The 26,994-nt window shown below is 70.5% G+C and carries 24 protein-coding genes; 16 read left to right on the top strand and 8 right to left on the bottom strand.

Annotation, left to right across the window (positions count from 1 at the left end; translation table 11 throughout):
• Positions 1-118: 118 nt before the first annotated feature.
• Complete coding sequence (locus tag BY998_RS11055; protein ID WP_110351666.1) at positions 119-1,162, top strand: substrate-binding domain-containing protein; 1,044 nt, start codon at positions 119-121, stop codon at positions 1,160-1,162.
• A gap of 21 nt (positions 1,163-1,183) precedes the next feature.
• Here the strand turns inward: BY998_RS11055 and BY998_RS11050 are convergent, their stop codons facing one another.
• Entirely contained in the window at positions 1,184-1,570 is a 387-nt protein-coding gene (locus BY998_RS11050) for a response regulator (RefSeq protein WP_110351665.1), read from the bottom strand.
• A 6-nt stretch (positions 1,571-1,576) separates the two neighbouring features.
• Positions 1,577-3,229, bottom strand: a complete 1,653-nt coding sequence (locus BY998_RS24315; protein WP_110351664.1) for a GAF domain-containing protein — start codon at positions 3,227-3,229, stop codon at positions 1,577-1,579.
• A gap of 293 nt (positions 3,230-3,522) precedes the next feature.
• On the opposite strand from BY998_RS24315, the gene BY998_RS11040 reads away from it, so the two are divergent.
• Both BY998_RS11040 and fabI read left to right on the top strand, forming a co-directional pair.
• Positions 3,523-4,467, top strand: a complete 945-nt coding sequence (locus BY998_RS11040) for a DnaJ C-terminal domain-containing protein (RefSeq protein ID WP_110351663.1) — start codon at positions 3,523-3,525, stop codon at positions 4,465-4,467.
• Positions 4,468-4,705: 238 nt separating this feature from the next.
• Complete coding sequence (fabI, locus tag BY998_RS11035) at positions 4,706-5,533, top strand: enoyl-ACP reductase FabI (RefSeq protein ID WP_110351662.1); 828 nt, start codon at positions 4,706-4,708, stop codon at positions 5,531-5,533.
• A 3-nt stretch (positions 5,534-5,536) separates the two neighbouring features.
• On the opposite strand, the gene BY998_RS11030 is transcribed toward fabI, so the two are convergent.
• From BY998_RS11030 to BY998_RS11020, 3 genes are all read right to left on the bottom strand, one after another.
• Entirely contained in the window at positions 5,537-6,226 is a 690-nt protein-coding gene (locus BY998_RS11030) for an MOSC domain-containing protein (protein WP_110351661.1), read from the bottom strand.
• A 3-nt stretch (positions 6,227-6,229) separates the two neighbouring features.
• Positions 6,230-7,384 (bottom strand): AAA family ATPase, encoded by a 1,155-nt coding sequence (locus BY998_RS11025; protein ID WP_110351660.1) that lies wholly within the window; start codon positions 7,382-7,384, stop codon positions 6,230-6,232.
• Between the two features lie 88 nt (positions 7,385-7,472).
• On the bottom strand, positions 7,473-8,459 hold the full coding sequence (locus BY998_RS11020; protein ID WP_110351659.1) for a polyphosphate kinase 2 family protein: 987 nt from the start codon (positions 8,457-8,459) through the stop codon (positions 7,473-7,475).
• A 151-nt stretch (positions 8,460-8,610) separates the two neighbouring features.
• Between BY998_RS11020 and BY998_RS11015 the strand changes: the two genes are divergently transcribed.
• Positions 8,611-9,207, top strand: a complete 597-nt coding sequence (locus BY998_RS11015) for a histidine phosphatase family protein (protein WP_110351699.1) — start codon at positions 8,611-8,613, stop codon at positions 9,205-9,207.
• Positions 9,208-9,368: 161 nt separating this feature from the next.
• Here BY998_RS11015 and BY998_RS11010 read toward each other — a convergent pair whose 3' ends face one another.
• The gene (locus BY998_RS11010; protein ID WP_110351698.1) at positions 9,369-9,971 is read right to left on the bottom strand and encodes a PepSY domain-containing protein; all 603 of its coding nucleotides are present in this window, start codon (positions 9,969-9,971) and stop codon (positions 9,369-9,371) included.
• A gap of 278 nt (positions 9,972-10,249) precedes the next feature.
• Here BY998_RS11010 and BY998_RS11005 point away from each other — a divergent pair, with 278 nt between their 5' ends.
• The 4 genes from BY998_RS11005 (at position 10,250) to BY998_RS10990 (ending at position 17,424) form a co-directional block, all read left to right on the top strand.
• Positions 10,250-11,005: an NUDIX domain-containing protein gene (locus tag BY998_RS11005; RefSeq protein ID WP_110351658.1), complete on the top strand. Its 756-nt coding sequence runs from the start codon at positions 10,250-10,252 to the stop codon at positions 11,003-11,005.
• Position 11,006: 1 nt separating this feature from the next.
• On the top strand, positions 11,007-11,987 hold the full coding sequence (locus tag BY998_RS11000) for an SPFH domain-containing protein (protein WP_110351657.1): 981 nt from the start codon (positions 11,007-11,009) through the stop codon (positions 11,985-11,987).
• A gap of 11 nt (positions 11,988-11,998) precedes the next feature.
• A complete protein-coding gene (locus tag BY998_RS10995; RefSeq protein WP_110351656.1) occupies positions 11,999-12,907 on the top strand; it encodes an NAD(+)/NADH kinase in 909 nt (302 codons plus the stop codon).
• 437 nt (positions 12,908-13,344) lie between these two features.
• Positions 13,345-17,424 carry a Pls/PosA family non-ribosomal peptide synthetase gene (locus BY998_RS10990; protein WP_110351655.1) on the top strand — a complete coding sequence of 1,360 codons (4,080 nt, stop codon included), beginning with the start codon at positions 13,345-13,347 and terminating at the stop codon, positions 17,422-17,424.
• A 252-nt stretch (positions 17,425-17,676) separates the two neighbouring features.
• On the opposite strand, the gene BY998_RS10985 is transcribed toward BY998_RS10990, so the two are convergent.
• Complete coding sequence (locus tag BY998_RS10985) at positions 17,677-18,333, bottom strand: alpha/beta hydrolase (RefSeq protein WP_017484188.1); 657 nt, start codon at positions 18,331-18,333, stop codon at positions 17,677-17,679.
• Between the two features lie 261 nt (positions 18,334-18,594).
• Between BY998_RS10985 and BY998_RS10980 the strand changes: the two genes are divergently transcribed.
• The 7 genes from BY998_RS10980 to BY998_RS10950 all read left to right on the top strand — a co-directional run bounded on the left by BY998_RS10980 (position 18,595) and on the right by BY998_RS10950 (position 25,894).
• Positions 18,595-19,767: a cysteine desulfurase family protein gene (locus BY998_RS10980; protein WP_110351654.1), complete on the top strand. Its 1,173-nt coding sequence runs from the start codon at positions 18,595-18,597 to the stop codon at positions 19,765-19,767.
• A 94-nt stretch (positions 19,768-19,861) separates the two neighbouring features.
• On the top strand, positions 19,862-21,331 hold the full coding sequence (gene sufB, locus BY998_RS10975; protein WP_012255147.1) for a Fe-S cluster assembly protein SufB: 1,470 nt from the start codon (positions 19,862-19,864) through the stop codon (positions 21,329-21,331).
• 208 nt (positions 21,332-21,539) lie between these two features.
• Positions 21,540-22,292, top strand: coding sequence for a Fe-S cluster assembly ATPase SufC (gene sufC, locus BY998_RS10970; protein ID WP_056201074.1), 753 nt, complete (start codon positions 21,540-21,542; stop codon positions 22,290-22,292).
• Positions 22,292-23,614, top strand: coding sequence for a SufD family Fe-S cluster assembly protein (locus tag BY998_RS10965; RefSeq protein WP_110351653.1), 1,323 nt, complete (start codon positions 22,292-22,294; stop codon positions 23,612-23,614). The genes sufC and BY998_RS10965 overlap by 1 nt, the downstream gene beginning before the upstream one ends.
• 162 nt (positions 23,615-23,776) lie before the next feature.
• Positions 23,777-24,223: a DUF559 domain-containing protein gene (locus BY998_RS10960; protein WP_110351652.1), complete on the top strand. Its 447-nt coding sequence runs from the start codon at positions 23,777-23,779 to the stop codon at positions 24,221-24,223.
• Positions 24,220-25,464: a cysteine desulfurase gene (locus BY998_RS10955; protein WP_110351651.1), complete on the top strand. Its 1,245-nt coding sequence runs from the start codon at positions 24,220-24,222 to the stop codon at positions 25,462-25,464. The genes BY998_RS10960 and BY998_RS10955 overlap by 4 nt, the downstream gene beginning before the upstream one ends.
• 46 nt (positions 25,465-25,510) lie before the next feature.
• Positions 25,511-25,894 (top strand): SUF system Fe-S cluster assembly protein, encoded by a 384-nt coding sequence (locus tag BY998_RS10950; RefSeq protein WP_110351650.1) that lies wholly within the window; start codon positions 25,511-25,513, stop codon positions 25,892-25,894.
• On the opposite strand, the gene BY998_RS10945 is transcribed toward BY998_RS10950, so the two are convergent.
• A complete protein-coding gene (locus tag BY998_RS10945; RefSeq protein WP_245421551.1) occupies positions 25,795-26,427 on the bottom strand; it encodes a Uma2 family endonuclease in 633 nt (210 codons plus the stop codon). The genes BY998_RS10950 and BY998_RS10945 overlap by 100 nt on opposite strands.
• A 157-nt stretch (positions 26,428-26,584) precedes the next feature.
• Between BY998_RS10945 and BY998_RS10940 the strand changes: the two genes are divergently transcribed.
• Positions 26,585-26,965, top strand: coding sequence for an iron-sulfur cluster assembly accessory protein (locus tag BY998_RS10940; RefSeq protein ID WP_110351649.1), 381 nt, complete (start codon positions 26,585-26,587; stop codon positions 26,963-26,965).
• Positions 26,966-26,994 lie beyond the last annotated feature (29 nt).

Below are 26,994 nucleotides of genomic sequence, written 5' to 3'. Positions count from 1 at the left end.
CTGAGGTCGGCCGCGCTGCGTCTGTGTGGCGAAGCGCGGGGACATCGGTCGGCCGGGCCGCGACACGTCTCCGGCTTTCGCGCTATCTGATGTGTACGACTATTGGAGGGCCATCAATATGAACGGAACTGCCGATAAGGTCTCGGTCGCCGTGGCCTTCCGACTCGGCGGCACGGTGCAGATCTGTTCGAACGTGCTCGAGGTGCGCGATCTGATGGTGGTGTTCGAGGCCATCGAGCGGACGGGTTCGATCAAGGGCTTCGCCGAGACCCTCGGCCTGTCCTATCGCGCGGCCTGGGCGCGGCTGCAGGCCTACGAAACGGCCCTGGGCCAGCCGCTCGTGCGCAAGACCCGCGGCCAGGGCTCCGAACTCACGGAGTTCGGCTCCGCCCTGGCGGAGGCCTTCGCGTCCGCGGTCTCGGGGCTGGATGCGAGCCTCGGGCGCGAGACCCGCGCCATCGAGCACCGTCTGCGGCGTCTGCTCACCGGCCGGGCCGGAGCGCTGCGACTCGCGGCCAGTCACGACCCGCTGCTGATCGAGATCCTGCGCGAGATCCCGGCCGAGCACGGCGAGATCGAGCTGTCGGTGATGGGCAGCAGCGTGGCGGTGAAGCTCCTCCTCGACGGCGGCGTCGATGCGGCCGGTTTCCACTGCGGAGCCCTGACGCCCGAGCAGGCCGACGTGCCGTTCTCCGGCCTCGATGCGAGCGCCGGGCTCGTGTCGCACCCCTTGTTCGAGCGCGAGCAGGGTCTGCTGCTCGCCCCCGGCAACCCGCTCGGCATCCGCAGCCTCGCCGACCTGACCGCGGAGGGCGTGCGCTACGTCAACCGCCAGCGGGGATCGGGCACGCGCAACTGGTTCGACCGCATGCTGGCGGAGGCCGGCCTCGCCCCCGGTGCGATCCAGGGCTACGCGGTCGAGGAGTTCACGCATCAGGCGGTCGCGGCCGTGATCGCCTGCGGGGCGGCCGACGCCGGACTCGGCGTGCGGGCGGCGGCCGACCGGCTCGGCCTCGATTTCCTGTCGGTGGGCTGGGAGACCTACTATCTCGCGGCGAGCCGCACCCTCACCGCCCCGGCCCTCGAGGCGCTGATCGCCGCCGTGCGGGCACGCGCGGCCGGCACGCCTGGCTATCGCTCCGCCGGACCCGACGCGCCCTGAAGGCCGTTCACGGGACGGGCGCTAAGCGGCGAATTTCTGAAGTGCGGCCACGATCCGGCGCCGGTCGAACGGCTTGCCGAGCACGAGGCCGCGCGCGGGGACCTGTGCCGCATCCCAGGGCTGGGACGACACCATCAGCAGGTCGATCGGCGGCCACCGGTGCCGGATCGCCGCGGCCAGCGTCATCCCGGCGCTCGAGCCGCGCATGTCCAGGTCGGTCAGCACCGCGCGGATGTCGAGGCGGGCTTCCAGGATGCCGATCGCCTCGGCCGCCGTGGACGCCTCGATCGCGACGCAGCCGGCATCCTCGACGAACTCGACCAGCGCCATCATCAGGATGGGATCGTCCTCGACGACGAGGACATGGGCCGACGGCGCGACCGACGGGGGAGCTTGGACCTGCGCCATGGGGAATCAGTCGGCCTGAGGCTGCATGTCCGCGAGCGGCGCGCGGAACTCGGCTCTGAGGCCCACCGAGTCGTAACGGATGTCGGCGGCCCGCGTTCCCACGAGGCCCATGCGGATCAATTTCGAGCCGAAGCCGCCGCGACCGCTCGGCGCGGTGACGCCGGGGCCGCCCCGTTCGGTCCAGCCGAGCACGAGGGTGGGGGCTTGTGAGGGGGCTTGGCCCTCCTCGACGTGCCACGTGACGCGCACCCGCCCCGTGCCCGCCGACAGGGCGCCGTACTTGAGCGCGTTGGTGGCCAGTTCGTGCAGCAGGAGCGACAGCGACAGCGCCGCCTGCGGCGAGATGTCGAGATCCGGCCCGTCGAGCGCGTAGCTGTCGTGGTCGGCCTGCATCGCCAGGACGCTCTCGATCGCGGCGCGCATCCGGGCGGCGGTCCAGCTGCTCTGCATCAGCACGTCGTGGGCGCGCGACAGGGCCAGCACCCGCCGCTCGAACGCCTCCACCAGCGGGCGCTCGGCGACGCCCCGCAGCGTCTGCGTCGCGATCGATTGCACGATGGCCAGCGTGTTCTTGAGCCGGTGGGCGAGCTCCTTGTTGAGCACGGCCTGCTGCTCCTCGGCCCGCAGGCGCGCGAGCCCGACCTGCACGCGGTCGGCCACGTTGCGGGCGAAGGCGATCTCCTCCGGCGCCCAGGACCGGACCGTGGGACTGTGAACGAACAGCAGGCCGACCGTGCGGCCGCGCTCGCGCACCGGTACGTTGAGCATGGCGGTGATGTTGATGGCGCCGAACGGTGCGGCGTGTTCCGCGGTCCGCCCGTCCGTCCCGACATCCGAGACCACGAGGGTGTCGCCGCGCTCGATCACCGGGCCGAGGCTGCCGTAATCGGCGAGGCGGTGCCGGCCGACCAGGCTGAGCTCGCCGGGCAGGGACCAGTCCCGCGGAATCGAGACGAACCGGCCGCTCGCGTCGAGTTCACCGTACCCGGCGCGGCTGCCGTTCAGGGTCCGGCCGACGATCTCGGCGGCCGTCGCCGTCATCTCCTCGACGGTGCCGCGGTCGCGCAGATGGTCGCCGAGCTCGATCAGCGCGGCTCGGCGGGCTGCGGCGGCCCGCGTCAGCACCTCGGCCGCCTGCATCCGGGCGAGCTGGCGGCGCTCGCGCAGCAGGATCATCACCTGGCGCGCCAGCCGGCGCAGGCCGTCCTGCTGCGCCTCCGTCAGCCCCTCCGGCCGGGGCCGGTGGTCGATCACGCACAGGCTCCCCATCACGTGCCCGCTCGGGGTGCGCAGGGGCGCGCCGGCATAGAAGCGGATATGCGGCTCGCCCGTCACCAGGGGGTTGTTGCGGGTGCGCGGATCGGTGGAGAGGTCGGGGATGACGAGCAGGTCGGGCGCGCTCAGCGCGTAGGCGCAGACGGAGCGGCCGAGATCGGTCTCGCAGTCCGGGAAGCCGGCCCGCGCCTTGAACCATTGCCGGTCGGCCGCGACGAGGCTGATCAGGGCCACCGGGGCATGGCAGATCAGTCGCGCGATCTGCACCGCATCGTCGAAGCCTTCCTCGGGAACCGTGTCGAGAATCTCGAGGGCCTCGAGCTCGGCGAGGCGGTCCGGATCGGAAGTATCCGGCGTGAGGGAGCTCTCGGGGCGGTGGATCATTGCGGCCGGCGGCGGAGCTTGGCGTTCGCCGTTATACGGCCCCCCGGGGAGGGTGTCATGTCGCCATCCTGCCGCCCCGAGGGGATTCCTCGAAGCGATCGCTCCGGTGTTCCGGCCGGCCCGCTTCCAGGCGCGGGCTGCGCTCCCCTGGCCGATGCTCGCGCGAAAAACACGCACGGATCGGTGAATGCGACCCGCCGGGGTGTTGCAGAGCCGCAACGCCCTTCCCACGTTGTCGCCGAGCGGCAGAGGCCGTATCCCTGTACGGTTGCGATCCCTTCAAAAGAGCCCCGATGCGAAACCCCTACGACGTTCTGGGTGTGCCCAAGGGCGCGGGCGAGGCCGAAATCAAGAAGGCCTTCCGCAAGCTCGCCAAGGCCTACCACCCCGACAGCAACAAGGACCCGAAGGCCAAGGAGCGCTTCGCTGAGGCGAACACGGCCTACGAGATTCTCGGCGACAAGGAGAAGCGCGGCCAGTTCGACCGCGGCGAGATCGATGCCGAGGGCAAGCCCCGGGCGACCGGCTTCGAGGGCTTTTCCGGCTTCGGCGGCGGACGCGGCGGTGGCGGCGGCTTCGACTTCGAAGGCTTTACCCGCGCGCGGGGCGGGGCCGGCGGGGCCGGGCCCGGCGGCATCGGCGAGGACTTCATCAGCCACATCTTCGGCGAGGCTTTTCGCGCGGGCGGGGCCGGGCCGGGTGCCGGCCGCGGCGGTCCCGTGCGCGGCGACGACGTGGCGGCCGAACTCAGCGTTTCGCTGGAGCAGGTCGCGGGCGAGGAGAAGATGCGCATCGGCCTGCCCGGCGGACGCGACGTCGACGTGATGATCCCCAAGGGCGTCGTCGACGGCCAGACCATCCGCCTGCGGGGCCTCGGCGGCCCGGGCGGCCCCCGCGGGGAGCCCGGCGACGTGCTGCTCACCATCCGCATCCAGCCCCATCCCGTGTTCAAGCTGGAGGGGGCGGATCTGCGCGCCACCGTCGATCTGCCGCTGGAGGACGCGGTGCTCGGCGGGACCCTGCGCGTGCCGACGCTGACCGGGGCGGTCGAGATGAAGGTGCCGCCGATGACCAGTTCCGGCCGCACCTTCCGCCTGCGCGGAAAGGGCCTGCCGAAGAAGGACGGCACGTCCGGCGACCTGTTCGCGACGACCGCCATCGTCCTGCCCGCGGGCGAGGATGCGGCGCTGACCGACTACGCCCGCCGCCGCCGCGAGGCCAAGGCCGGCACGGCCTGAGCGCCCGTCGGACCCGTCCCACGGCCGGCTGGCGCAGGGCCCGTCTCAAGGCAGACGGGCCCCGAGACTTGGATAGACGGACCCCGAGACTTGGCCCCGGCGTCGGCGATCGAGCGTGGCACTCGGCCCGCGAAGAAACCAAGCAGGCTTCCCCCTCCGTCGGCCCTCCGCTAAGGAGGCCCCGGCGCAGGGCCCTTCCCGTCGGGAGGCGCCCGCGCGGCCGAAGCGAAGGTGAGGCATGTCGGATCAGAAGCCGGGCGGGCTGCTCGCGGGCAAGCGCGGGCTGGTGCTGGGGGTGGCCAACAATCGCTCGATCGCCTGGGGCATCGCGCGCAGCGCCGCCGCGCACGGGGCGGAACTCGCCTTCACCTACCAGGGCGAGGCGCTGAAGAAGCGCGTCGAGCCGCTGGCGAAGGAGCTGAACGCCCGGGTCGTCGGCCATTGCGACGTGACCGATCCGGCCTCGATCGATGCCGCCTTCGCCGCGACCGCGGAAGCCTTCCCCGAGGGGATCGACTTCGTGGTCCACTGCATCGCCTTCTCCGACAAGGACGAGCTGACCGGCCGCTACCTCGAGACCTCGGAGGCGAACTTCACCAAGTCGCTCCTGATCTCCTGCTACTCCTTCACGGCGGTGGCGCAGCGCGCGGAAAAGATCATGCGCGAGGGCGGCTCGATGCTGACCCTGACCTATTACGGTGCCGAGAAGTGGATGCCCCACTACAACGTGATGGGCGTCGCGAAAGCCGCGCTGGAAGCGTCCGTGCGCTATCTCGCCGCCGATCTCGGCCCGAAGCAGATTCGTGTCAACGCGATCTCGGCCGGTCCGATCAAGACCCTGGCGGCCTCGGGGATCGGCGACTTCCGCTACATCCTGAAGTGGAACGAGTACAACGCGCCGATGCGCCGGACCGTGACCATCGAGGAGGTCGGCGAGACCGCGGCCTACCTGTTCTCCGACATGTCCCGCGGCATGACCGGCGAGATCCTGCACGTGGATGCCGGCTACCACGTCGTCGGCATGAAGAACCCGGACGCGCCCGACATCACCCGCGATCGCGACTAGGCCTCACCCCGCTTCCCCAAGCCTCCGGCGCCAATCCTCCACCGCCCCGCTCGCCAACCGGCGGGCGGCCAGGGCGCGCCAGGATTCCGAGAGCGGCTCCAGGGCGGCGATGGCCCGCAAAGCCGCCGCATCGAGGCGGTCCACGTAAAAGTGGTGCAGGAGCCGCGACAGCGGCCAGTCCGGGTGCGGGCGCTCCACGAGGTCCAGAGTGTCGCCCGCCGCCACGGTGCCGGTCTCGATCACCCGGTAGTACCAGCCGGTGCGCCCGCCCGCCTGTACCCGCCGGGCCATGTCCGGCACGCCGAAGCGCAGGTTGAGCTTGAAGCAGGGCTGGCGCGCCTGCGAGACCTGAAGCAGGGCGCTGCCCGCCCGCCACAGGTCGCCGACGCAGGTCTCCGCTTCGGTGAGGCCGCTTGTCGAAACGTTCTCGCCGAAGGCACCGGGCCGCTCCAGCAGGTCGGGCAAACCGGGCAGCTCCGCACGCCAGGCCGCGGCATGATCCAGGGCGTAGTGGTGCACGGCCTTTTCCGGGCCGCCGTGGAAGCGGCGGTCGGCCTGCGCGTCGCCCGCGAGACCCAGCCGCCCCACCGCGATCGGACCCGCCACCGGCCCCTTGGCGATGGCGCTGGTGGCGCCCCCGTCCCCGAGCGGGGCGACCGGCCCGGTCAGCAGGCTGAGAATCGCGACCCGCATCTCTCAATCCTCCTCGTCCTGCGAAAAATCCCCGGCAAGCCGCAGACCCTCGATCCAGGTCGCGCCCTCGCGCTTGAGCACGACGCGCGGGCGCACGCCGCCATACGCGGCCACCGCCGCGGCGAGGCGCTCGGAATGGGTCACCAGCCAGACCTGGCTGCGCTGCGCCGCCCGCGCGATCATCCGCGCCAGCGGCTCCATCAGGTCCGGGTGCAGGCTGGTCTCGGGCTCGTTCAGTGCCAGGAACGGCGGCAGCCGGTAGGCGAGCAGCGCGCCCGCGAGGGCGAGGAAGCGCAGCGTGCCGTCGGAGAGTTCGGAGGCCTCGAACACCCGCTTGGGATATTCCGAGAAGATCAGGCCGAACCGGGCCTCGCGCTCCGGCGGCGGCAGAACGAGGCGGGCGCCGGGGAAGGCGTCGGCGACCGCCGCATCGAGGTCGGCGGTGTCGCTGCGGATATGGGCCAGCGTGGCGAAGACGGCGGCGAGGTCGGCGCCGTCGGAGGACAGCGTCGGCGTCGTCACCGCGAGGCAGGGACGGCGCAGGGGCGAGCCGGCATCGGTGCGCACGTCGTGGTAGAAGCGCCACGCGCCCATGGCCTGGCGGACGATCTGGATCTCGGGGAAGCGCGCCGCGTCCTGAAGCGAGGCCAGCGCCGTCTCGGTCGGGAGCAGGTCGGTGCCGAAGGGGCGCTTGCGGCCCTCTTCGTCGCGCACGAAGCCCGCCGGGCCGTCGCGGTCGAGCACGGTGACCGGCCGCGCGCCCGCCTGGAGGACGAGGCGCTCGGTCTTAACCTGCGGCTCCCGAGCGAAGGCCGCCCCGTAGATCTCCTCGCCCGCCTGCGGCACGAGGCCGACCTCCACCGCGTAGGTGTGGCTCTGGCCGGTGGCGTCGTCGAAAAGCTCGGCCCCGAGCCGCACCCGTGCGGGCTCGCCCCGTCGGCGGGTGCCGGCCCAGAGCACCGATTCCATCCCGCCCTCGGCGGCGAGCGCCCGGGTCAGCGTGCCGGCCGACGCCGCCTGGAGCAGGCTGAGCGCGCGATAGAGGTTGGTCTTGCCGGTGCCGTTGCCGCCCACGAAGACCGAGAGCGGCCCGACCGGAAAGCGAATGTGTTTGAGCGAGCGGTAGCCGGCCGCCTCGATCTCGCGAACGACGGGCATCGGCGCTTCTCCCGAGGGCTTGAACGGCGGCAATCTAGACCGTTCGGAGGGCGATTCGGGGAGACCGGTTCCCGCGACCGAGCACGAATCAATCCGGCACCTTGATCCCCTCCAGCCCCTCGCGCGGCTCGGGAAAGCGCGGGTCCATCGCCTCCAGCGTGTCGGCGATGGTCTTGGCCACCATGACGTTGCGGGCCCATTTGCGGTTGGCCGGCACCACGTGCCAGGGGGCGTAGGGCGTGGAGCAGCGGGTCAGCGCGTCGTCGAAGGCGGTCTGGTAGGCGTCCCAGCTCTTGCGCTCCACGAGGTCGGCGGGGTCGAACTTCCAGTGCTTCTCCGGGTCGGCGAGGCGCGCCTCCAGGCGCTCCTTCTGCTCGTCCTTCGAGATGTGCAGGAAGAACTTCAGGATCACCGTGCCCGAGAGCGTCAGCAGCCGCTCGAAGTCGTTGATGAGGCCGTAGCGCTCGCGCCACGTCTCCTCCGGCACCAGGCCCTTCACCCGCACCACCAGCACGTCCTCGTAGTGGCTGCGGTTGAACACGCCGATCAGGCCGCGGCCGGGGGCGTGGGCGTGGTAGCGCCAGAGGAAGTCCTGATCGAGCTCCTCCGCGCTCGGCACCTTGAACGAGGTGACCCGGCAGCCCTGCGGGTTCACCCCCTCCAGCACGTTGCGGATGGTGCCGTCCTTGCCGCCGGTATCGATCGCCTGGAACACCACGAGCAGGGAGCGGCGGCGCTCGGCGTAGAGCTTTTCCTGAAGCGTCCGGATGCGGTCGCGCTGCGCGGCCAGCAGCGTCTTGGCCTCCGCCTTGTCGAGGCCGCCGCTGGCTTCGGGATCGACGGCGGCGAGGGTGAAGCGCGCGCCCGGCTCGACGGTGACGATGCCCGGCGCGGCCGGCGGCGGAACGGGGTGGAGATGCGGCGACAGGCTCGGCGCGGTGCCGGAGCCCGCGATCGCCGCCCGCGCCCAACCGGCGAAGGAGGGGGGATGGTCGCGCAACGCCGCCTGCGACTTTCTTTCCCGCGCTTTCTCCGGTCCCGGGCCGGTGCCGTCCTTGCCGTTCTTGCGCGCCATGCCGAAGATTACCCGCTCACGAGCCGATCGCGGAACCGTGATGCGCGGCCCCGCAGGAAGGGAAAAGCTTGGAGCCCCAACAGATGCGCCGCCTTCGCCGTTCCCGATCCGGCGCGTCGGGGTTTTCGCGGGGATGCCGCGGAGCCGTCGCGTGAGCGGGGCTCCGACGATCTGGTTCGTGCGCCACGGCCAGACGGACTGGAACGCGGAGGGGCGCCTCCAGGGCCACCGCGACACCGACCTCAACGCCCGCGGCCTCGCCCAGGCCGAGGAGGCCGCCGAGCGCCTGCGCCGCATCGCCGGGGCGGCCCTGCCCACCGCCGACTACGTCGCGAGCCCGCTCACCCGCACCCGCCGCACCATGGAAGCGATCCGCGTCGGCATCGGCCTGCCGGCGGCGGGCTACCGCACCGATCTCCGGCTGCGGGAAATCGGCTTCGGCGCCTGGGAGGGGCGGACCTGGGCCGAGATCCGGCGGCGCGATCCCGGGGGGGCCGCCGCGCGGGACCGCGACCGCTGGGGCTACCGGCCCCGCGGCGACACGGCCGAGAGCTACGCCATGGTCGAGACGCGGGTGGAGGAGGCGGTGAGCGAGTTGCGCCGCCCGACGGTGATGGTCGCCCATGGCGGCGTCGCCCGGGCGCTCCTGGTCGTCCTCGGCCATCTCGACATCTACGCCGCCCCGCGCATGGGCATCCGCCAGGGGCAAATCCTCGTCGTCGAACCCGGCGGCTGGCGCTGGGCCTGAGCCGCGCGCGACATCCGCCCTGCGAAGCCATCGATCGGATGTCGTCCGACGGGGTTGAACGAAGAGGCCGGCTCCCCATCGGGAAGCCGGCCTGCCGTGCGGGGATGACCCTGCGGAATGGCCCTGGAAGCTGCGGCCGGGCGGACCGGCCGGAGCCTGGATCAGTCGTTCTTCACCGTGCCGTCCGGGCCGACCTTGATCTCCTGCTCGCGGTCGGCGAGCGCGACCTTGATCTCGTACTCGACGGCGTTGCCCTCGCGCTCGACCTCGGCCTCGTAGGCCTTGCCGCCCGGCGCCTTCTTCTCGGCCAGCGCGATCGCGTCCTTGAGCGAGACCTTGGCGTTCTGGAAGTCGCTCACCTTCAGGCGGGTGAAGTAGCGCTCGAAGGGCTGGTTCTCGGACTTGTAGACCTCGCCGGTATCGGCGTTGACGCCGTGCTCGACGAGCTTACCGCTCGGGTACACGACCTTGATCGCGTAATGGGCCGGGTTCTTGCTGTCGGCCTTCTCGAAGTCGGCATCGATCGCCTTGCCGCCCTTCTCCTCGCCCTTGCCCTCGGCGGCGGCGATGGCCTTGGCCAGATCGACCTTGGCCGACTTGGCGATCTGCCACTCCTTGAGGCTGCTGTCGTCCTTGGTGGCCTGCGTCGCGGTGGGCGCGCGGCCGGTATTCTCGGGGTTCTTGGTCAGGTCGGGATTCTGGGCGGCGGCGAGCCCGGTCGTCAGGGCGAGCAGGCCGGCGGCGGTGGCAAGGCGGAGGGTCATGGCTGAGAGGGTCATGGCTGACATGGCGGTGTCTCCCGTTTGCGGGTTTGTGGTGCGATCCCGAACGATCCGGGGGCCGGCTTGGTTGCGACGCACCAATCGCCGATTTCCCCGATGCCGCCGGGAACCGGCCTCATCGCGATGCTCCCCGAAAGCTTGGGCGAAAGCCTGGGACCCTCCGGCGACCGGACGAGAAGGGTACGCCCTGGCTTGACATATATCTGATACGCACATAACTAATACGCAGGTTAGATATTACAGGCCCCGGAGCTGATCTCATGCACGACGCCGAGCCGGAATCCGCGTTCCTGGCGCGCTACGATCCTGCCGACTACGCACGGCCCGCGCTCGCGGTCGATCTGGTGCTGATCGGGCTGCGGGAGGGACGCCCCGCCGTCCTGCTGCTGCGGCGCGACCGGCACCCTCATGCCGGCCGCCACGCGCTCCCCGGCGGCTTCGTCGGGATCGACGAGGCGCTCGAGGCGGCCGCCGGGCGCGTCCTGCGCGAGAAGGCGGGCGGGGCGCGCGCGCATCTGGAGCAGCTCTACACCTTCGGCGCCGTGGAGCGGGATCCGCGCATGCGCATCGTCACGGTGGCCTATCTCGCGCTGCTGACGGAGGCCGCGTTCTCGGAGGCGCTGGCCGGCGCGCCGGCCCTGCATCCGGCCACGCTCGTGCCGCCCGGGGCGGACGGGCCGGCGACGGCCCTCTCAGCCTCGGGCGAGGCGCTGAGCCTCGCCTTCGACCACGGCGAGATCCTGGCCATGGCCCTGCGGCGGCTGCGGGGAAAGCTCGACTATTCGGAGGTCGGCTTCGCGCTGCTGCCCGAGCTGTTCACCCTGCGCCAGCTCCAGGACGTGCACGAGGCGATCCTCGGCACGCCGCTGAACAAGCCCGCCTTCCGCCGCCGGATGCTCGACCGCGGCTGGCTCGCCCCCACGGGGCGGCACGAGGCGGGCACCTCCTACCGCCCGGCCGAACTGTACCGCTTCCGCGATCCCGCCCCGCAAGACCCCTCTCGACAAGGAGACTGACATGGCCACGATCCGCCGCTTCGGCGTTCTCTCCCAGCTGCGGAGCGAGGCGAGCCACTACGTCGTCCGCTACCGCAACGGCCGCCCGCGCCAGAGTGGGCGCGGCCTCGTCTTCTGGTTCCGGCCGGAGACGGCGAGCATCAGCGAATTGCCCATGGACGACCGGGAGATGACCCTGTTCGTGCGCGGCCGCAGCCAGGATTTCCAGGCGGTCGCGGTGCAGGGCAGCATCGGCTGGCACGTCGCGGACCCCGAGCGGCTCGCCGCCCGGGTCGATTTCTCGCTGGATCTGCGCACCGGCCGGCTCCAGGGCGAGCCGATCGAGCGGATCGAGGCGCGCATCGCCGGGCTCGCCAACCAGACCGTGCTGCAATTCCTCGGCGGTGCGCCGGTCCGCGCCCTGCTCGATGCCGGGCCGGAGGCGCTGCGCGGGCAGTTGCAGGCCGCACTCGCCGCCGAGCCCTCGCTGGCCGAGATCGGCGTCGCCGTGGTCTCGGTGCGGCTCACCAACCTCGCCCCGTCGAGCGAGCTGGAGCGCGCGCTCCAGACGCCGACCTACGAGGCGCTGCAGCAGAAGGCGGACGAGGCCACCTTCGCCCGCCGGGCGCTCGCCGTGGAGAAGGAGCGGGCGATCGCCGAGAACGAACTCGCGACCAAGACCGAGCTGGCCCGGCGCGAGGCGCTGCTGATCGCCGAGGAGGCGCAGAACGCCCGCAACCGGGCGCAGGGACGGGCGGAGGCGGAAGGCATCGCGGCGGGCGCGGAGGCCGAGCGCATCCGCGCGGTCGAGGGCGCGCGTGCCGAGGCCGAGCAGGCCCGCATCGCGATCTACCGCGACGTGGCGCCGGGCACCCTGCTCGGGCTGGCCGCCCAGGCGCTGGCGGGCAAGCTCGACACGATCGAGCACGTCACGATCAACCCGGACTTGCTGGCCACCCTGCTCGGCGAGGTCCGCCGGTCCGGCGGCATCCCGCTGCGCTGAAGGAAGGGACCATGGCCGCGATCACCCCCCGGGCGGTCTTCGTCACCCGCGAGACCGACTACGAACTGCTCATCGCCCGGCACGCCACGCGCGGGCAGGCGCGCTTCTTCCTGGAGAGCCGGGGGCAGGGGCTGGCCGAGGTCGAGGCCCGCCACGGGCGCTTCCAGGCCGCGCTGGCGCGGGCGCGGGCCGCGGTGCCGGGCGAGTGGCGCCAGACCCTGGTGCGGCGGGCCGATCTCGACCGTTTTCTGTTCGGCCCCGACGACGTCGTCGTCGCCCTGGGCCAGGACGGGCTGGTCGCCAACGTCGCGAAATATCTGGCCGAGCAGCCGGTGATCGGGGTCAATCCGGCTCCCGACCTCTACGACGGGGTGCTGGCGCGCCACGCCGTCGAGCGTCTGGACCGGCTGCTCCCGGCGAGCGCGGCGGGCGACGTGGCGGTCGAGCGGCGCACCATGGTCCAGGCGGTGCTCGATGGCGGGCAGAGCCTGTTCGCCCTCAACGAGATCTTCGTCGGCCACCGCAGCCACCAATCCGCCCGCTACCGGATCGAGGTGCCGCGGGACGCTTCGGAGACCGAGGCGGAGGAGCATTCCTCCAGCGGCCTCATCGTCGCCTCCGGCACGGGGGCCACAGGCTGGGCGCGCTCGATCGCCGAGGCGACCCGTCTCGGCCTGTCGCTGGCGCCGCAGGAGCGGGCGGTCGGCTTCTGGGTGCGCGAGCCGTTCCCCAGCGTCGCCACCGCCACCCGGCTGCGGGCCGGCAAGCTGACCGGGGCGCCCCTCGTGGTCACATCGCGGATGAACGAGGGCGGCGTGGTCTTCGCCGACGGCATCGAGCAGGACTTCCTGGGGTTCGGCTGGGGGCAGCGGGTGCGGATCGCCCCCGCTTCGCGGGCGCTGCACCTCGTCACGGGCTGACACGGGCTCCGATCGAGGCCTCGGGTCATCGATGCCGCGGGTCGCGGGAGGCCTCTCCGCCCTCGCGAGCGAAGCTGTAGCGATCCCGGGTGCCGCGTGGCCGGAGACGGCCTGCCGCCAGGTCGCCTCGCGGGCGCTCGCGAGGCCGGTGCCGCGCATCGAGCCGAACCCGAAAACGGGCCCATGTGCCCGGGCCGGTGCGCGGCGTTTGCGGACGCACCTTTCCTGTGCGCCCATCCCGTGTATGGGACGATTCCGTGGCCGGCTCGGGGGATGCCGGGCCACAATCACCCGTACCGGCCCAATCCCGTCGCAAAACCGCCAAGGGTCTTGCGCATGGGGCGATACCGCGGCGGGGGCCGCACACCCGTCGCAGGCGCGGCGGGTCTCGGCCATCCGGAAATGGGCAGCACGTGGAATCGGCAGCGGAGCATCGGATGAGCGGTCTCGCCGAGGAGAGCCGGACGCGGGCGGACGAGAGATGGGGCGGCGACCGGGCCGTGCTGCGGGGCGAGGCCCGTCCCGACCTGATCCGCCGGGAGACGCTGGCCGAGCTGTTCCGGGCGAGTGCCGCCGCGCGCCCCGACGCCCCCTGCCTGATCGACGCCGCCGCGCCCGCGCCCGACGGGCGACGCCCGGTCCTGACCTACGGGCAGGTCGATGCCCGCTCCGACGCCGTCGCGGCCGGGCTTTTCGCCCGCGGCGTCGGTCCCGGCGACGTGGTCGGCCTGTGGATGGCCCGCGGCACGGAGCTGCTGATCGCACAGATCGGCATCACGAAATCCGGGGCCGCCTGGCTCCCCTTCGACGCCGAGGCGCCCGCCGACCGGGTCGCGGTCTGCCTGAACGACGCCGAGGCCAAGGCGCTCCTCGTGTCCGAGGCGCTGCGGCCCCAGGCGCCGGAGGGCACGCCCGCGCTCACCACCGCCGAGCTTCTGGCGGCGGGGCAGGGTGCCTCCGCGCCCGATCTCGCGGTCGCCGGCCTCGGGCCGGAGCACCCGGCCTACCTGATCTACACCTCGGGCTCGACCGGCGTGCCGAAGGGCATCGGCATCAGCCACGCCAACATCTGCCACTTCCTGCGCGCGGGCAACGCCGTCTACGGCCTCTGCGCCGAGGACGTGGTGTTCCAGGGCGCCTCGGTCGCCTTCGATCTCTCGATGGAGGAGATCTGGGTTCCCTATCTCGTCGGCGCCTGCCTGTTCGTGGCGAGCCCGGCCATGATGGGCGACGTCGAATCCCTGCCCGCGATCATCGCGGAGGCCCGGATCACCGTGCTTGACACGGTGCCGACCCTGCTCGCCATGATCCCCGGCGACCTGCCGAGCGTCCGCCTCGTGCTGCTCGGCGGCGAGGCCCTGCCCGAGCCGCTGGTGGCGCGCTGGGCGACCGACAAGCGGCGCCTGTTCAACACCTACGGGCCGACGGAAGCCACCGTGGTGGCGACCGCCGCCGAGATGCGGCCGGGCCGGCCCGTCACCATCGGCGGCCCGATCCCGAACTATTCGGTCTACGTCGCCGACGAGGCCCTGAACCTCCTACGCTCCGGCGAGCAGGGCGAGCTGTTGATCGGCGGCCCCGGCGTGGCGGCGGGCTACCTCAAGCGGCCCGAACTGACGGCGGAAAAGTTCGTCGCCAATCCCTACCCGTCCGACGGGACCGATCCGGTGCTCTACCGCTCGGGCGACGCCGTCTCGATGACGGCCGACGGCGACATCCTCTTCCACGGCCGCATCGACGATCAGGTCAAGATCCGCGGTTTTCGCGTGGAGCTCGGCGAGATCGAGGCCCGTATCCGGGGGGAGGCCGGGATCAACCAGGCGGCGGTGGTGCTGCGCCGCGACGACGAGGTGGATCGCCTCGTCGCCTTCCTCGTGCCCGAGCGCGGCGCCGATCTCGACCGCGCGGCGCTCCGAAAAAACCTCGCGGCGCAGATGCTGCCCTACATGGTGCCCGGCCATTTCGAGACGGTCGAGACCCTGCCCCGGCTCACCTCCGGCAAGGTCGATCGCAAGGCGCTGCGGATCGCGCCGCTGACCGTCGCGGTGGCCGACGGCGAGCAGGAGGCCCCCGACAACGAGACCGAGGCCGCCCTGCTGGCCGCCGCCAAGAAGGTGTTCGGCGACGGGCCGATCGGGCTCGAGGCCGACTTCTTCTCCGAGCTCGGCGGCCACTCGCTGCTCGCCGCCCGCTTCGTCGGCGCGGTGCGTGAGACGCCGGCTCTGGCCGGCATCACCCTGCAGGACGTCTATAACGGCCGCACCCTGCGGGTGATGGCCGAGAAGCTGATCGAGCGCACGGGCGGGGCCGGCGCGCAGACCGCGATCCGCGACCTCAGCTTCGATCCGCCCCCGCTGCTGCGCCGGGCGCTCTGCGGGCTGGCGCAAGGCCTGGCGCTGCCCTTCGTCATCGCGCTGGCCACCTCGCAATGGCTCGGCATCTTCGTCACCTACCTGCTGCTCACCGGCGGCGGCCTGGGCTTCTGGGGCGAACTCGGCGTCCTCCTGCTGGTCTATATCGGCATCAACGCCGTGACCGCGACGATCGCGATCGCCGCCAAGTGGCTGATCCTCGGGCGGACCAAGCCCGGGCGCTACCCGCTCTGGGGCGTCTACTATTACCGCTGGTGGCTGGCGCAGCGCCTGGCGCCGCTGGTGCACATCAAGTGGCTCCAGGGTTCGCCCGTCATCGTCACCTATCTGCGCCTGCTCGGCGCGCGGATCGGCGAGGACGTGCTGATCTCCGACCTCGATGTCGGCGCGGCCGACCTGCTCAGCATCGGCCGCGGCTCGTCGCTCGGCGGACGCCTCGTCATCGCCAACGCGGAAGTCGTCGGAAACGAACTCGTCATCGGCCGTGTGGCCATCGGCGAGGACGTGGCCATCGGCGCCTCCTGCGTGATCGGCCCCGGCGCGGTGATCGAGGACCACGCCGAGATCGCCGATCTCACCACGGTGCCCGCCGGCACGGTCGTCGGCACGGCCGAGGCCTGGGACGGCTCGCCCGGCCGCCGGGTCGGCACCGTCGACTTCTCCGCGCTGCCCGAGCCGGCCACCGCTTCGCCTGCCCGCCGGGCGGCCTTCGGCGCGGTCTACGCCTTCCTGCTCGCGGCGGTGCCGGCGGTCGGCCTGCTGCCGATCTTCCCGGCCTTCTACATCTTCGACCAGATCTCCGACCGGCTCTCGGAACTGACCGACGTCGATTACCACGCCTACCTGCCGCTGCTGACCTGGCCCACCGCCATGCTGATGACGGCGGGCACGGTGCTGCTCATCGCCGCCATCCGCTGGGCGGTGCTGCCGCGGGTCACGCACGGCACCTACTCGATCTGGTCGGGCTTCTACCTGCGCAAGTGGCTCGTCGCGCTCGCCTCCGAGGTGACGCTGGAGACGCTCTCCTCGCTGTTCGCCACCGTCTACATGCGGGCCTGGTACCGGCTGATGGGGGCAAAGATGGGCCGGGGCGCCGAGATCTCGACCAATCTCGGCTCCCGCCACGACCTCGTCTCCGTCGGCGCCAACAACTTCGTCGCCGACGAGGTGGTGGTGGGCGAGGAGGAGATCCGCCGCGGCTGGATGCATCTGCACCCGGTCGAGACCGGCGCCCGCGTCTTCGTCGGCAACGACGGCGTGCTGCCGCCCGGCGCGAACATCCCCGACGACGTGCTGATCGGCATCAAGTCGAAGCCGCCGGCCAACGAGAAGATGGGCCCCGGCGAGACGTGGTTCGGCTCGCCGCCGATCCGCCTGCCGGTGCGCCAGAAGGTCGATCTCGGCTCCCGCGCCCAGACCTTCGAGCCGAGCGTGTGGGCCAAACTCCGGCGGGGCCTGTTCGAGGCCTTCGCCACCTCGTTCTCGCCGATGCTCTACATCTCGCTCGCCATCTGCGCGATCGACTGGGTGTTCTATCCCGCGATCCTCGCCGAGGATTGGGGCGGGCTGGCGCTGGCCTTCGTGCTCGCGAGCGTGGTCATCGCGCTGATCCAGACGAGCAGCGTCATCACCCTCAAATGGCTCCTGATGGGGCGCTACCGCCCCGGCATGCGGCCGATGTGGTCGTGGTGGGCCATGCGCACCGAGGCCATCGCCGTCGCCTACTGGGGCTTGGCCGGCAAGGTGCTGCTGGAGCACCTGATGGGCACGCCCTTCCTGCCCTGGGTGCTGCGCCTCTTCGGCGTGAAGGTCGGCCGGGGTGCCTGCCTGCTGATGACCGACATCACCGAGTTCGACTGCGTCACGATCGGCGACTACGCCACGATCAACCGCTCGGCGGCGCTCCAGACCCATCTCTACGAGGACCGCATCATGAAGGTCGGCCGCGTCGTGGTGGGCCGGGGCGTCTCGATCGGCGCCTTCTCCACCGTCCTCTACGACAGCCATGTCGGCGACTACGCGCGGCTGCGCCCGCTCACCATCGTCATGAAGGGCGAGTCGATCCCGGCCCATTCCGAGTGGGAGGGTGCGCCCGCCGTGCCGGTGGTGCATGCGGCGGGCGAGCCGGTGGCGCGGGCGGCTTGAACGCCGCGGCGTCTCGGCGCCGCGGGAGTTTCACGCCATGCGCGTCGGTGTCGCTGAGCCGAAGGCGGCGGATCGTCGGCGGATGGGGGCCGCTACGTCGGCCGCGATGAGGATCGGGCGAAGCTGCTCGCAGCCGTCGCGGCACTGAAAGCCTCGCCTCGGTGCCCGTTCCTGGTCTGCACTCTGCACGCCCGGCAACGGTCCGACGTCACGGCGACCGTCTCAGGCTCGCGGCCGCCGCGCTCTTCACCCTCACGCGGCTTCCGTCTTCGCGCCGAGGCGCTTGTCGAGATAGGTGTCGACGGTCTGGGTCAGCTCGTCGACCTTGCCGTCGAAGAAGTGGTTGGCACCCTCGACCATCTGGTGCTCGATGATGACGCCCTTCTGCGTCTTCACCTTCTCGATCACCGGGATCACCTCGCGGGCCGGCGCCACCCGGTCCTCGGAACCGTGCACGAACAGGCCGGAGGAGGGGCAGGGCGCCAGGAAGGTGAAGTCGTAGCGGTTGGCCATGGCGGCGATCGAGATGAAGCCCTCGATCTCCGGGCGGCGCATCAGGAGCTGCATCCCGATCCACGAGCCGAACGAGACGCCCGCGATCCAGCAGGACTTCGCCTCCGGGTTGACCGATTGGACCCAGTCGAGGGCGGCGGCCGCGTCCGAGAGCTCGCCCGAGCCGTGATCGAAGGCGCCCTGGCTGCGCCCGACCCCGCGGAAATTGAAGCGCAGGGCTGCGAATCCGCGATTGGCGAAGGTGTAGAAAAGATTGTACACGATTTGATTGTTCATCGTGCCCCCGAACTGGGGGTGCGGGTGCAGCACGATCGCGATCGGTGCGCCCTTCTTCTTGGGGGCCTGGTAGCGGCCTTCCAGGCGGCCGGCGGGGCCGGAAAAGATGACTTCGGGCATGGTGTCCTCGAGATGATCCGACCCTCACCTCGCGCGCTCTCGCGATGGCTTGGGGCTTGAGCCGGTCACGGCTTGACTCGTTGCGCGCGCCACCTACAAGCGCTCTTAGAATAATTCTAGGCGATTAGAGCTATTCTAAACTAGTCGTCGAACCTCGACCTGCGGTGTGGAAGCGCGCGTTTCGCGCGGCTTAGCACGGGGGAGGGGGGCGAAATCAAGAAAATCAGGATTCGACAGGACGATACGGAGCGGAACGGCGGGATGAACTCGGCGATGCGCAGTTACCTCGATCACAATGCGACCTCGCCGGTGCGTCCGGAGGTCGCGGTGGCGGTCGCGCGCGCGCTCGAACTGCCCGGCAACCCCTCTTCGATCCATGCGGAGGGCCGCGCCGCCCGCCACGCCCTCCAGACGGCGCGGGCGCAGCTCGCCGCCCTCGTCGGCGCGCGCCCCGAACAGGTCACCTTCACCAGCGGCGGCACGGAAGCCGCCAACGCCGTGCTCTCCGGCGCGCTGCGGAAGGCCGGTCTTCCCGCCCCCACCCGGCTGATGATCTCGGCGACCGAGCATCCTTGCGTCGCCGCGGGCCACCGCTTCGCGGCGGAGACGATCGAGGTGCTGCCGGTGGACGGAGCCGGCCTGCTGCGGCTCGACGTGCTGGCGGCCCGGCTCGACGCCTGTCGCGGCGAGAGCGTGCTGGTCTCGGTCCACGCGGCCAACAACGAGACCGGGGTGGTGCAGCCGCTCGCCGAGATCGTGCGGCTCGCCCGGGCCCACGGCAGCACCCTCGTCCACAGCGACGCGGTGCAGGCGGTCGGCAAGATCCCGCTCGACGTCGCCGCCCTCGGCCTCGACGCCCTGACCCTGTCCGGGCACAAGTTCACCGCGCCGAAGGGGGTCGGCGCCCTGGTGCTCGCCGACGGCGTGAGCCTGGAGGCCGCCTTCCTGCGCGGGGGCGGCCAGGAGGCGCGCCTGCGCGGCGGCACCGAGAACCTTCCGGGGATCGTCGGCATGGGCGAGGCGGCAGCGATCGCTCGCGCGGCCCTCGACGGCGAGGCCGCCCGTCTCGCGGGTCTGCGCGATGCGCTCGAAGCGCGGTTGCGGGCGCGTGTGCCGGACATCGTCGTGTTCGGGGAGGGCGCGCCGCGCCTGCCCAACACCCTCAGCTTCGCCCTGCCGGGGCTGGAGGCCGCCACGGCCCTGATCGCCCTCGATCTCGCCGGCCTGTCCGTCTCGTCGGGCTCGGCCTGCGCCTCGGGCAAGGTGGCCCGTTCCCCCGTGCTCGCGGCGATGGGCGTGAGCCCTGCGCTCGCTGCGGGGGCGCTGCGCGTCAGTTTCGGCTGGAATTCGCGCCCGGAAGACCTCGAACGCTTCGCCGCGGGGTTCGAACGGGTCGCGTCGTCCCTATATCAGCGGCGAGGGCAGGCAGCCTGAGCGCCGCCCGCCCAAGCCATTCTTTCGGCGGCAAACCCGCCGTGTCGTTGGAAACCCCCGGTCCTTGACGCCGGAGTAGGTCAGGAGACGCTGAATGCCTGCAGTGCAGGAGACCATCGATCGGGTCCGCTCGATCGACCTCGACCAGTACAAGTACGGCTTCGAGACCGTGATCGAGATGGAGAAGTCCGAGAAGGGCCTCTCCGAGGACGTGGTCCGCTTCATCTCGGCCAAGAAGAACGAGCCGGAATGGATGCTCGAATGGCGCCTCGACGCCTACAAGCGCTGGCTCACGATGAAGGAGCCGGAATGGGCTCGGGTCGAGTACGACCGGGTCGATTACAACAACATCTACTACTACGCCGCGCCGAAGCGTAAGGGGCCGGAATCGCTCGACGAGATCGATCCCGAGATCCTGAAGACCTACGAGAAGCTCGGCATCCCGCTGCGCGAGGTCGAGGTGCTGGAAGGTATCGCGCCCGAGCGTCGCGTCGCGGTCGATGCGGTGTTCGACTCGGTCTCGGTGGCGACCACCTTCCGGAAGGAGCTCGAGAAGGCCGGCGTGATCTTCATGCCGATCTCCGAGGCCATCCGCGAGTACCCGGACCTCGTGAAGAAGTACCTCGGCTCGGTCGTGCCGGTGACCGACAACTTCTTCGCCACGCTCAACTCGGCCGTCTTCTCCGACGGCTCGTTCGTCTACATCCCGCCGGGCGTGCGCTGCCCGATGGAGCTCTCGACCTATTTTCGCATCAACGAGCGCGACACCGGCCAGTTCGAGCGCACGCTGATCATCGCCGACAAGGGCTCTTACGTCTCGTATCTGGAGGGCTGCACCGCCCCGAAGCGCGACGACAACCAGCTTCACGCCGCGGTGGTCGAGCTCGTCGCCCTGGAGGATGCCGAGATCAAGTACTCGACCGTCCAGAACTGGTACCCCGGCGACAACGAGGGCAAGGGCGGCATCTACAACTTCGTGACCAAGCGCGGCGATTGCCGCGGCGCCCGCTCGAAGATCTCGTGGACCCAGGTCGAGACCGGCTCGGCGATCACCTGGAAGTACCCGTCCTGCATCCTGCGCGGTGACGATTCCCGCGGCGAGTTCTACTCGATCGCGGTGTCGAACGGCATGCAGCAGGTCGATTCCGGCACCAAGATGATCCATCTCGGCAAGAACACGACCAGCCGGATCATCTCGAAGGGCATCTCGGCGGGCCGCTCGCAGAACACCTACCGGGGCCTCGTCTCGGCCCACAAGAAGGCCAAGGGTGCGCGCAACTTCACCAACTGCGACAGCTTGCTGATCGGCGACCAGTGCGGGGCGCACACCGTGCCCTACATCGAGTCGAAGAACGCGTCGGCCGTCTTCGAGCACGAGGCCACCACCTCGAAGATCTCCGAGGACCAGAAGTTCTACTGCCTGCAGCGCGGCCTCTCCGAGGAGGAGGCGACCGCGCTCATCGTCAACGGCTTCGTCCGCGACGTGCTGCAGCAGCTGCCGATGGAGTTCGCGGTGGAGGCCCAGAAGCTGATCTCGATCAGCCTCGAAGGCTCGGTGGGCTGACGGTTCAATAAAAGCACAAGGCCCTCCCCCCCTCTGCGGGGGAGGGTACCTGCGGAGCAGGCGGGAGAGGGGCAGCGCGACGGTGCCGCTTGGCCGCCGTTGACCAGCCATCTCCGGAAGCGGGTTTTCCCTCTCCCGACCCCCTTCGGGGGCCACCCTCCCCCGCAGAGGGGGGAGGGATGTCGGACACGAACAGGACTACTGGAACATGCTTGAGATCAAAAACCTCGTCGTGCAGATCGAGGACAACCGCATCCTCAACGGCCTGAACCTCACCGTGAACGACGGCGAGGTCGCCGCGATCATGGGCCCGAACGGCTCGGGCAAGTCGACGCTCTCCTACGTCATCGCCGGCAAGGAGGACTACGAGGTCCTCGACGGCGAGATCCTGCTCGACGGGCAGAACGTGCTGGAGATGGCGGCCGACGAGCGCGCCGCCGCCGGCATCTTCCTCGCCTTCCAGTACCCGCTGGAGATCCCGGGCGTGGGCACGATGACCTTCCTCAAGGCCTGCCTCAACGCGCAGCGCAAGGCGCGCGGCGAGGCCGAGCTCTCGACCCCGGACTTCATCCGCGCGGTGAACACGGCCGCGGACAAGCTCGAGATCAACAAGGAGATGCTCAAGCGCGCGCTCAACGTCGGCTTCTCCGGCGGCGAGAAGAAGCGCATGGAGATCCTCCAGATGGCGCTGCTGCAGCCGAAGTTCTGCGTGCTCGACGAGACCGATTCCGGCCTCGACATCGATGCCCTGCGCATCGTCTCCGAGGGCGTGAACGCGCTGCGCGCGCAAGGGCGCTCGTTCCTCGTCATCACCCACTACCAGCGGCTCCTGAACCACATCGTGCCCGACACCGTGCACGTCATGTCGAAGGGCCAGATCGTGAAGACCGGCGGCAAGGAGCTGGCGCTGGAACTCGAGGCCTCCGGCTACGCCGAGTACCGCACGAGCGAGGCTGCGTAATGGCCGACGTCACCAATCTCCGCTCCCCCGCCGAGGCCGGCCTCTCGAAGCTGTTCGAGTCCGCGCGCAAAGGCTTCGCCAGCGAGCAGGCGATCAGCCGCGAGGAAGCGTTCCGCTTCTTCGAGGCGACCGGCCTGCCGAGCCGCCGGGTCGAGGCGTTCAAGTACACGGATCTGCGCGCCGCGATCACCGAGGCCGCCCCGCCCGCCGAGGCGCCGAGCGAGGACGCGGCCCGGGCCGCTGTCGCCGGAACCACGGGCTTCAACGCGGTCGAGGCCGTCCGCCTCACCTTCGTCAACGGCCATCTCGTCGCGTCCCTGTCGGATCTCGACCGGGTGCCCGAGGGCGTGACGGTCACGCCGCTCAACGAGGCGCTTGCGCAGGGCGACGCCCGCCTGAAGCTTCTCGCCCCCGTCGAGCAGGTGCGCGAGAACCCGATTTATCAGCTCAACACCGCCTTCCTGGCGGACGGCGCCCTGATCTCGGTCGCGCCCGGCGCCAAGCCGCAGACGCCGATCCATCTGCGCTTCGTCGGTACGGGTGAGGCCGCCTTCTCGACCGCGACGCGCGTTCTGGTCGATGTCGGCGCCGAGGCGGAGTTCTTCCTGCTGGAAAGCCACGAGGGACCGTCCGGGCTGACCTACCAGCCCAACGACGCGCTCGACGTGCGTATCGGCGCCGAGGCCGCCTTCCGCCACACCCGGCTCAACCGGGAAGGGGACGCGGCCGTCGCCCTCTCGACGCTGTCGGTGCGCCTCGATGCGCGCGCGCAGCTCGAGACCGTCAACCTCGTCACCGGCGCCAAGCTCTCGCGTCACCAGATCTACCTGCACATCGCGGGCGAGGACGCCAACGCCGTGGTCAACGGCGCGACGCTGCTCGGCCACGGCCAGCTCGCGGACTCGACCCTGCTCGCCGACCATGCGGCGACCGGGGGCGTCGGCCGCGAGATGTTCAAGACGGTGATCGACGGCGATTCCACCGGCGTGTTCCAGGGCAAGATCATCGTGCGCCAGGTCGCGCAGCAGACCGACGGCAAGATGAAGTCCGACTGCCTGCTCCTGACCGACGACGGTCAGATGATGAACAAGCCGGAGCTGGAAATCTTCGCCGACGACGTCGCCTGCGGCCACGGCGCCACCTGCGGCGCGCCGGACGAGGACCTGCTGTTCTACCTCATGGCCCGCGGCCTGCCGCGCGCCACCGCCGAGAGCCTGCTGGTCCAGGCCTTCGTCGGCGAGGCGGTGGAGACGGTCACGCACGAGGGTGCCCGCGAGGTGCTGATCGGCGGGATCGAGGCGTGGCTCAAGGCGCGGGGGTGAGAGAAACCCTCCCTCCTCTGCGGGGGAGGGTGTCTGCGAAGCAGGCGGGAGAGGGGAGCGACGTTTCAGGACGGACCTGAGCCAGCCCCTCACCCGATCCCCTTCGGGGGCCACCCTCTCCCGCGGAGGGGAGAGGGCGATGCGCACGATGGGGGATTGGCGATGGACGAGCGTCCCAAGCTCAACAAGGTATCCCCCCGCCTGCGCCGCTTCGCTCGCGCGCAGCGCCAAGACATGCGGCACGCCGAGGCTTTGTTCTGGGAGCAGGTGCGCGGTGGTCGCTTTCATGGCGTCAAGTTCAAGCGTCAGGTGCCGATCGCACCCTTCATCGCTGACTTTTACTGCGCATCGGCTCGTCTGATCGTCGAGATCGACGGACCGGTGCACGAAGCGGAGGAGCGTCGCCGGCGCGACCAGGCCCGCGATGCGTGGCTGGCAGCCCAGGGCTTCCTCATCCTGCGCTTCTCCACCGATCTCGTTCTGAGCAATCTCGGTGTGGTGATGGACGCCATCGGGGCGGCCATCGCGGATCGGGGTTTTCCCTCTCCTGCCTCGCTGCGCGAGGCACCCTCCCTCGCCGGTGGGGAATTCGCGAGCGCCTTTTCATGAACGCACCCGTCCCCGCCACCCCCTACGACGTCGAGGCGATCCGCCGAGAATTCCCGATCCTCTCGGAGAAGGTCTACGGCAAGCCGCTGGTCTATCTCGACAACGCCGCCTCGACGCAGAAGCCGCGGGCCGTGATCGACGCGATGGTCTCCTGCATGGAGACCGGCTACGCCAACGTGCACCGGGGCCTGCACTACATGGCCAATGCCGCGACCGAAGGGTTCGAGGGTGCGCGCGAGACCACGCGCCAGTTCCTCAACGCGTCCTCGACCGACGAGATCATCTTCACCCGCAACGCGACCGAGGCCTACAACCTCGTGGCGTCCTCCATGGGCTGGGCCGGGCTGATCGGGGAGGGGGACGAGATCATCCTCTCGATCATGGAGCACCACTCCAACATCGTGCCCTGGCATTTTCTGCGCGAGCGGCGCGGAGCGGTCATCAAGTGGGCGCCGGTCGATGACGACGGCAACTTCCTGGTCGAGGAATACGAGAAGCTCTTCACGCCGCGCACCAAGATGGTGGCGATCACCCACATGTCGAACGTGCTCGGCACGGTGACGCCGGCCGAGGAGATCGTGCGCATCGCCCATGCCCACGGCGTGCCGGTGCTGCTCGACGGGGCGCAGAGCGCGGTGCACCGCCCGGTCGATGTGCGGGCGCTCGATTGCGACTTCTTCGTCTTCACCGGCCACAAGGTCTACGGCCCGACCGGGATCGGCGTGCTCTACGGCAAGAAGGAGTGGCTCGACCGGCTCCCGCCCTACCAGGGCGGCGGCGAGATGATCCGCACGGTGAGCCAGGACGCGATCACCTACAACGATCCGCCCCACCGCTTCGAAGCGGGCACGCCGGCGATCATCGAGGCGGTGGGCCTCGGCGCGGCGCTGGAATTCATGATGAAGCTCGGCCGCGACAAGATCGCCGCGCACGAGGCGATGCTGACCGCCTACGCCCAGGAGCGGCTCGGCGCGATGAATTCGATCCGCCAGATCGGCAATTCCCGCGACAAGGGCGGCGTCATCGCCTTCGAGGTGAAGGGCGCGCATGCCCACGACATCGCCACCGTGATCGACCGCCAGGGCGTTGCGGTGCGGGCGGGCACCCATTGCGCCATGCCGCTGCTGACGCGCTTCGGTGTCAGCTCGACCTGTCGCGCCTCGTTCGGTCTGTATAATACGACGCAGGAAATCGATGTCCTGGCCGCGGCTCTGGCCAAGGCCGAGATGCTGTTCGCCTGATTTTTGGGAGTTTCAGCCGTCGCGCGGCGGCCGAAGGAGAAACCCGATGAGCACCGACGCCACCATCACCGGCGGCACCAACACCCCCGCCCTCGCGGCCGCCTCCGCGATCCCGCCCGAGGAGATCGACCGGCTGACCGACGACATCGTCGTGGCGCTCAAGAGCGTCTACGACCCGGAGATTCCCGCCGACATCTACGAGCTCGGTCTGATCTACCGGGTTCAGATCGAGGACGACCGGCGCGTGCTCATCGACATGACCCTGACCGCTCCCGGCTGCCCCGTGGCCGGCGAGATGCCGGGTTGGGTCGAGAACGCGGTCTCGGCGGTTCAGGGCGTGCAATCCTGTTCCGTCACGATGGTGTTCGACCCGCCGTGGGACCAGAGCCGGATGTCCGACGAGGCCCGCGTCGCCCTGGACATGTGGTAGCGGCGCCTCAGCGGACCGGTCGGTCCGGCTCGAAGGCCACGTCCTTCGTAGAGGTCGGCGAGCGCGAGCCGCCGCCCTCCCGGCCGGTAGAGAACGGTGCTCGGAAAGCGCGTCTCGACCAGGAGGATGTAGGCGAGGCTCGGGTGGCGCCGGTACTCGTCGAGCTTGCGAAAGCGATCGATGTCGGTGGTGGAGGGCGACAGGACCTCGACCACGAGGCGCGGGGTGCGGTTCTCGTCGATGTCGCGGACGAGGTCCCCACACTCCACCGTCACGGCGGGCCGCCGGATCGTCGCGATGCCGGTGCGGAGCGCCAAGTCGTCGGTGGTCGGCCGGCAGCCGGAGCCACGCAACTGGGCGTGAAGCGCGGCGATGATCGTCACGGTAGCGCGGTCGTGTTGGGCACTCGCACCTTTCATCATCTCGACGTGCGGCACCGGCATGCCATCGACGAGCTCGTAGAGCCCGTCCTGGGCGGTCTGCCCTACGAAGAACTCTTCCGGCGTCATCAGGCGCCGCGCAGGATCGGCCATCGCAGCCTCCGTCACCGATTCAGCATAGCATGGCTGCAATCGGCCGGCGCATCGGGTCTGGCGGTGGACCGGCGCCGGGGGAGTGCTTATCTTTTGCGGTGTACCAAAACCCCTCACCCGCCCGGGCCTTGAACCCGGCCGCAGGAGAGAGACGACGATGTCAGGTTTCAAGGTGATCTCGCTGACCGACCGCGCTGCGGACCGGATCAAGGCGATCATGGCCGATGCCGAGCGCCCCATCGCGGGGCTTCGCGTCGGCGTGAAGAACGGCGGCTGCGCCGGCATGTCCTACACGATGGAATATGCCGAGGAGCGCAAGGCCGGCGAGGACATGATCGAGGACCGGGGCGTGACCGTGTTCATCGATCCGAAGGCGGTGCTGTTCCTGCTCGGCACCGAAATGGACTTCCAGACGAGCAAGCTGTCGTCTCAGTTCGTGTTCAACAACCCGAACCAGACGTCGGCCTGCGGCTGCGGCGAGTCCGTGGCGATCACCCCCGCGACGCCGGACCGGCTCGGGGCGGGCGCCCCGGCCTGATCGGGGAGGGTTGTCCGCCCCCGGTCACG

Source organism: Methylobacterium sp. B4, from assembly GCF_003201865.1.
Taxonomy (GTDB): domain Bacteria; phylum Pseudomonadota; class Alphaproteobacteria; order Rhizobiales; family Beijerinckiaceae; genus Methylobacterium.
The sequence above is the reverse complement of the archived record's forward strand: the minus strand, read 5'-3'. Positions and strand labels throughout refer to the sequence as shown.

Bases quoted from the DNA above. Each gene is read 5' to 3' on its own strand.
- BY998_RS11055 (WP_110351666.1), top strand. From the start codon at position 119: ATGAACGGAACTGCCGATAAGGTCTCGGTCGCCGTGGCCTTCCGACTC.
- BY998_RS11050 (WP_110351665.1), bottom strand. From the start codon at position 1,570: ATGGCGCAGGTCCAAGCTCCCCCGTCGGTCGCGCCGTCGGCCCATGTC.
- BY998_RS24315 (WP_110351664.1), bottom strand. From the start codon at position 3,229: ATGATCCACCGCCCCGAGAGCTCCCTCACGCCGGATACTTCCGATCCG.
- BY998_RS11040 (WP_110351663.1), top strand. From the start codon at position 3,523: ATGCGAAACCCCTACGACGTTCTGGGTGTGCCCAAGGGCGCGGGCGAG.
- fabI (WP_110351662.1), top strand. From the start codon at position 4,706: ATGTCGGATCAGAAGCCGGGCGGGCTGCTCGCGGGCAAGCGCGGGCTG.
- BY998_RS11030 (WP_110351661.1), bottom strand. From the start codon at position 6,226: ATGCGGGTCGCGATTCTCAGCCTGCTGACCGGGCCGGTCGCCCCGCTC.
- BY998_RS11025 (WP_110351660.1), bottom strand. From the start codon at position 7,384: ATGCCCGTCGTTCGCGAGATCGAGGCGGCCGGCTACCGCTCGCTCAAA.
- BY998_RS11020 (WP_110351659.1), bottom strand. From the start codon at position 8,459: ATGGCGCGCAAGAACGGCAAGGACGGCACCGGCCCGGGACCGGAGAAA.
- BY998_RS11010 (WP_110351698.1), bottom strand. From the start codon at position 9,971: ATGACCCTCCGCCTTGCCACCGCCGCCGGCCTGCTCGCCCTGACGACC.
- BY998_RS11005 (WP_110351658.1), top strand. From the start codon at position 10,250: ATGCACGACGCCGAGCCGGAATCCGCGTTCCTGGCGCGCTACGATCCT.
- BY998_RS11000 (WP_110351657.1), top strand. From the start codon at position 11,007: ATGGCCACGATCCGCCGCTTCGGCGTTCTCTCCCAGCTGCGGAGCGAG.
- BY998_RS10995 (WP_110351656.1), top strand. From the start codon at position 11,999: ATGGCCGCGATCACCCCCCGGGCGGTCTTCGTCACCCGCGAGACCGAC.
- BY998_RS10990 (WP_110351655.1), top strand. From the start codon at position 13,345: ATGAGCGGTCTCGCCGAGGAGAGCCGGACGCGGGCGGACGAGAGATGG.
- BY998_RS10985 (WP_017484188.1), bottom strand. From the start codon at position 18,333: ATGCCCGAAGTCATCTTTTCCGGCCCCGCCGGCCGCCTGGAAGGCCGC.
- BY998_RS10980 (WP_110351654.1), top strand. From the start codon at position 18,595: ATGAACTCGGCGATGCGCAGTTACCTCGATCACAATGCGACCTCGCCG.
- sufB (WP_012255147.1), top strand. From the start codon at position 19,862: ATGCCTGCAGTGCAGGAGACCATCGATCGGGTCCGCTCGATCGACCTC.
- sufC (WP_056201074.1), top strand. From the start codon at position 21,540: ATGCTTGAGATCAAAAACCTCGTCGTGCAGATCGAGGACAACCGCATC.
- BY998_RS10965 (WP_110351653.1), top strand. From the start codon at position 22,292: ATGGCCGACGTCACCAATCTCCGCTCCCCCGCCGAGGCCGGCCTCTCG.
- BY998_RS10960 (WP_110351652.1), top strand. From the start codon at position 23,777: ATGGACGAGCGTCCCAAGCTCAACAAGGTATCCCCCCGCCTGCGCCGC.
- BY998_RS10955 (WP_110351651.1), top strand. From the start codon at position 24,220: ATGAACGCACCCGTCCCCGCCACCCCCTACGACGTCGAGGCGATCCGC.
- BY998_RS10950 (WP_110351650.1), top strand. From the start codon at position 25,511: ATGAGCACCGACGCCACCATCACCGGCGGCACCAACACCCCCGCCCTC.
- BY998_RS10945 (WP_245421551.1), bottom strand. From the start codon at position 26,427: ATGGCCGATCCTGCGCGGCGCCTGATGACGCCGGAAGAGTTCTTCGTA.
- BY998_RS10940 (WP_110351649.1), top strand. From the start codon at position 26,585: ATGTCAGGTTTCAAGGTGATCTCGCTGACCGACCGCGCTGCGGACCGG.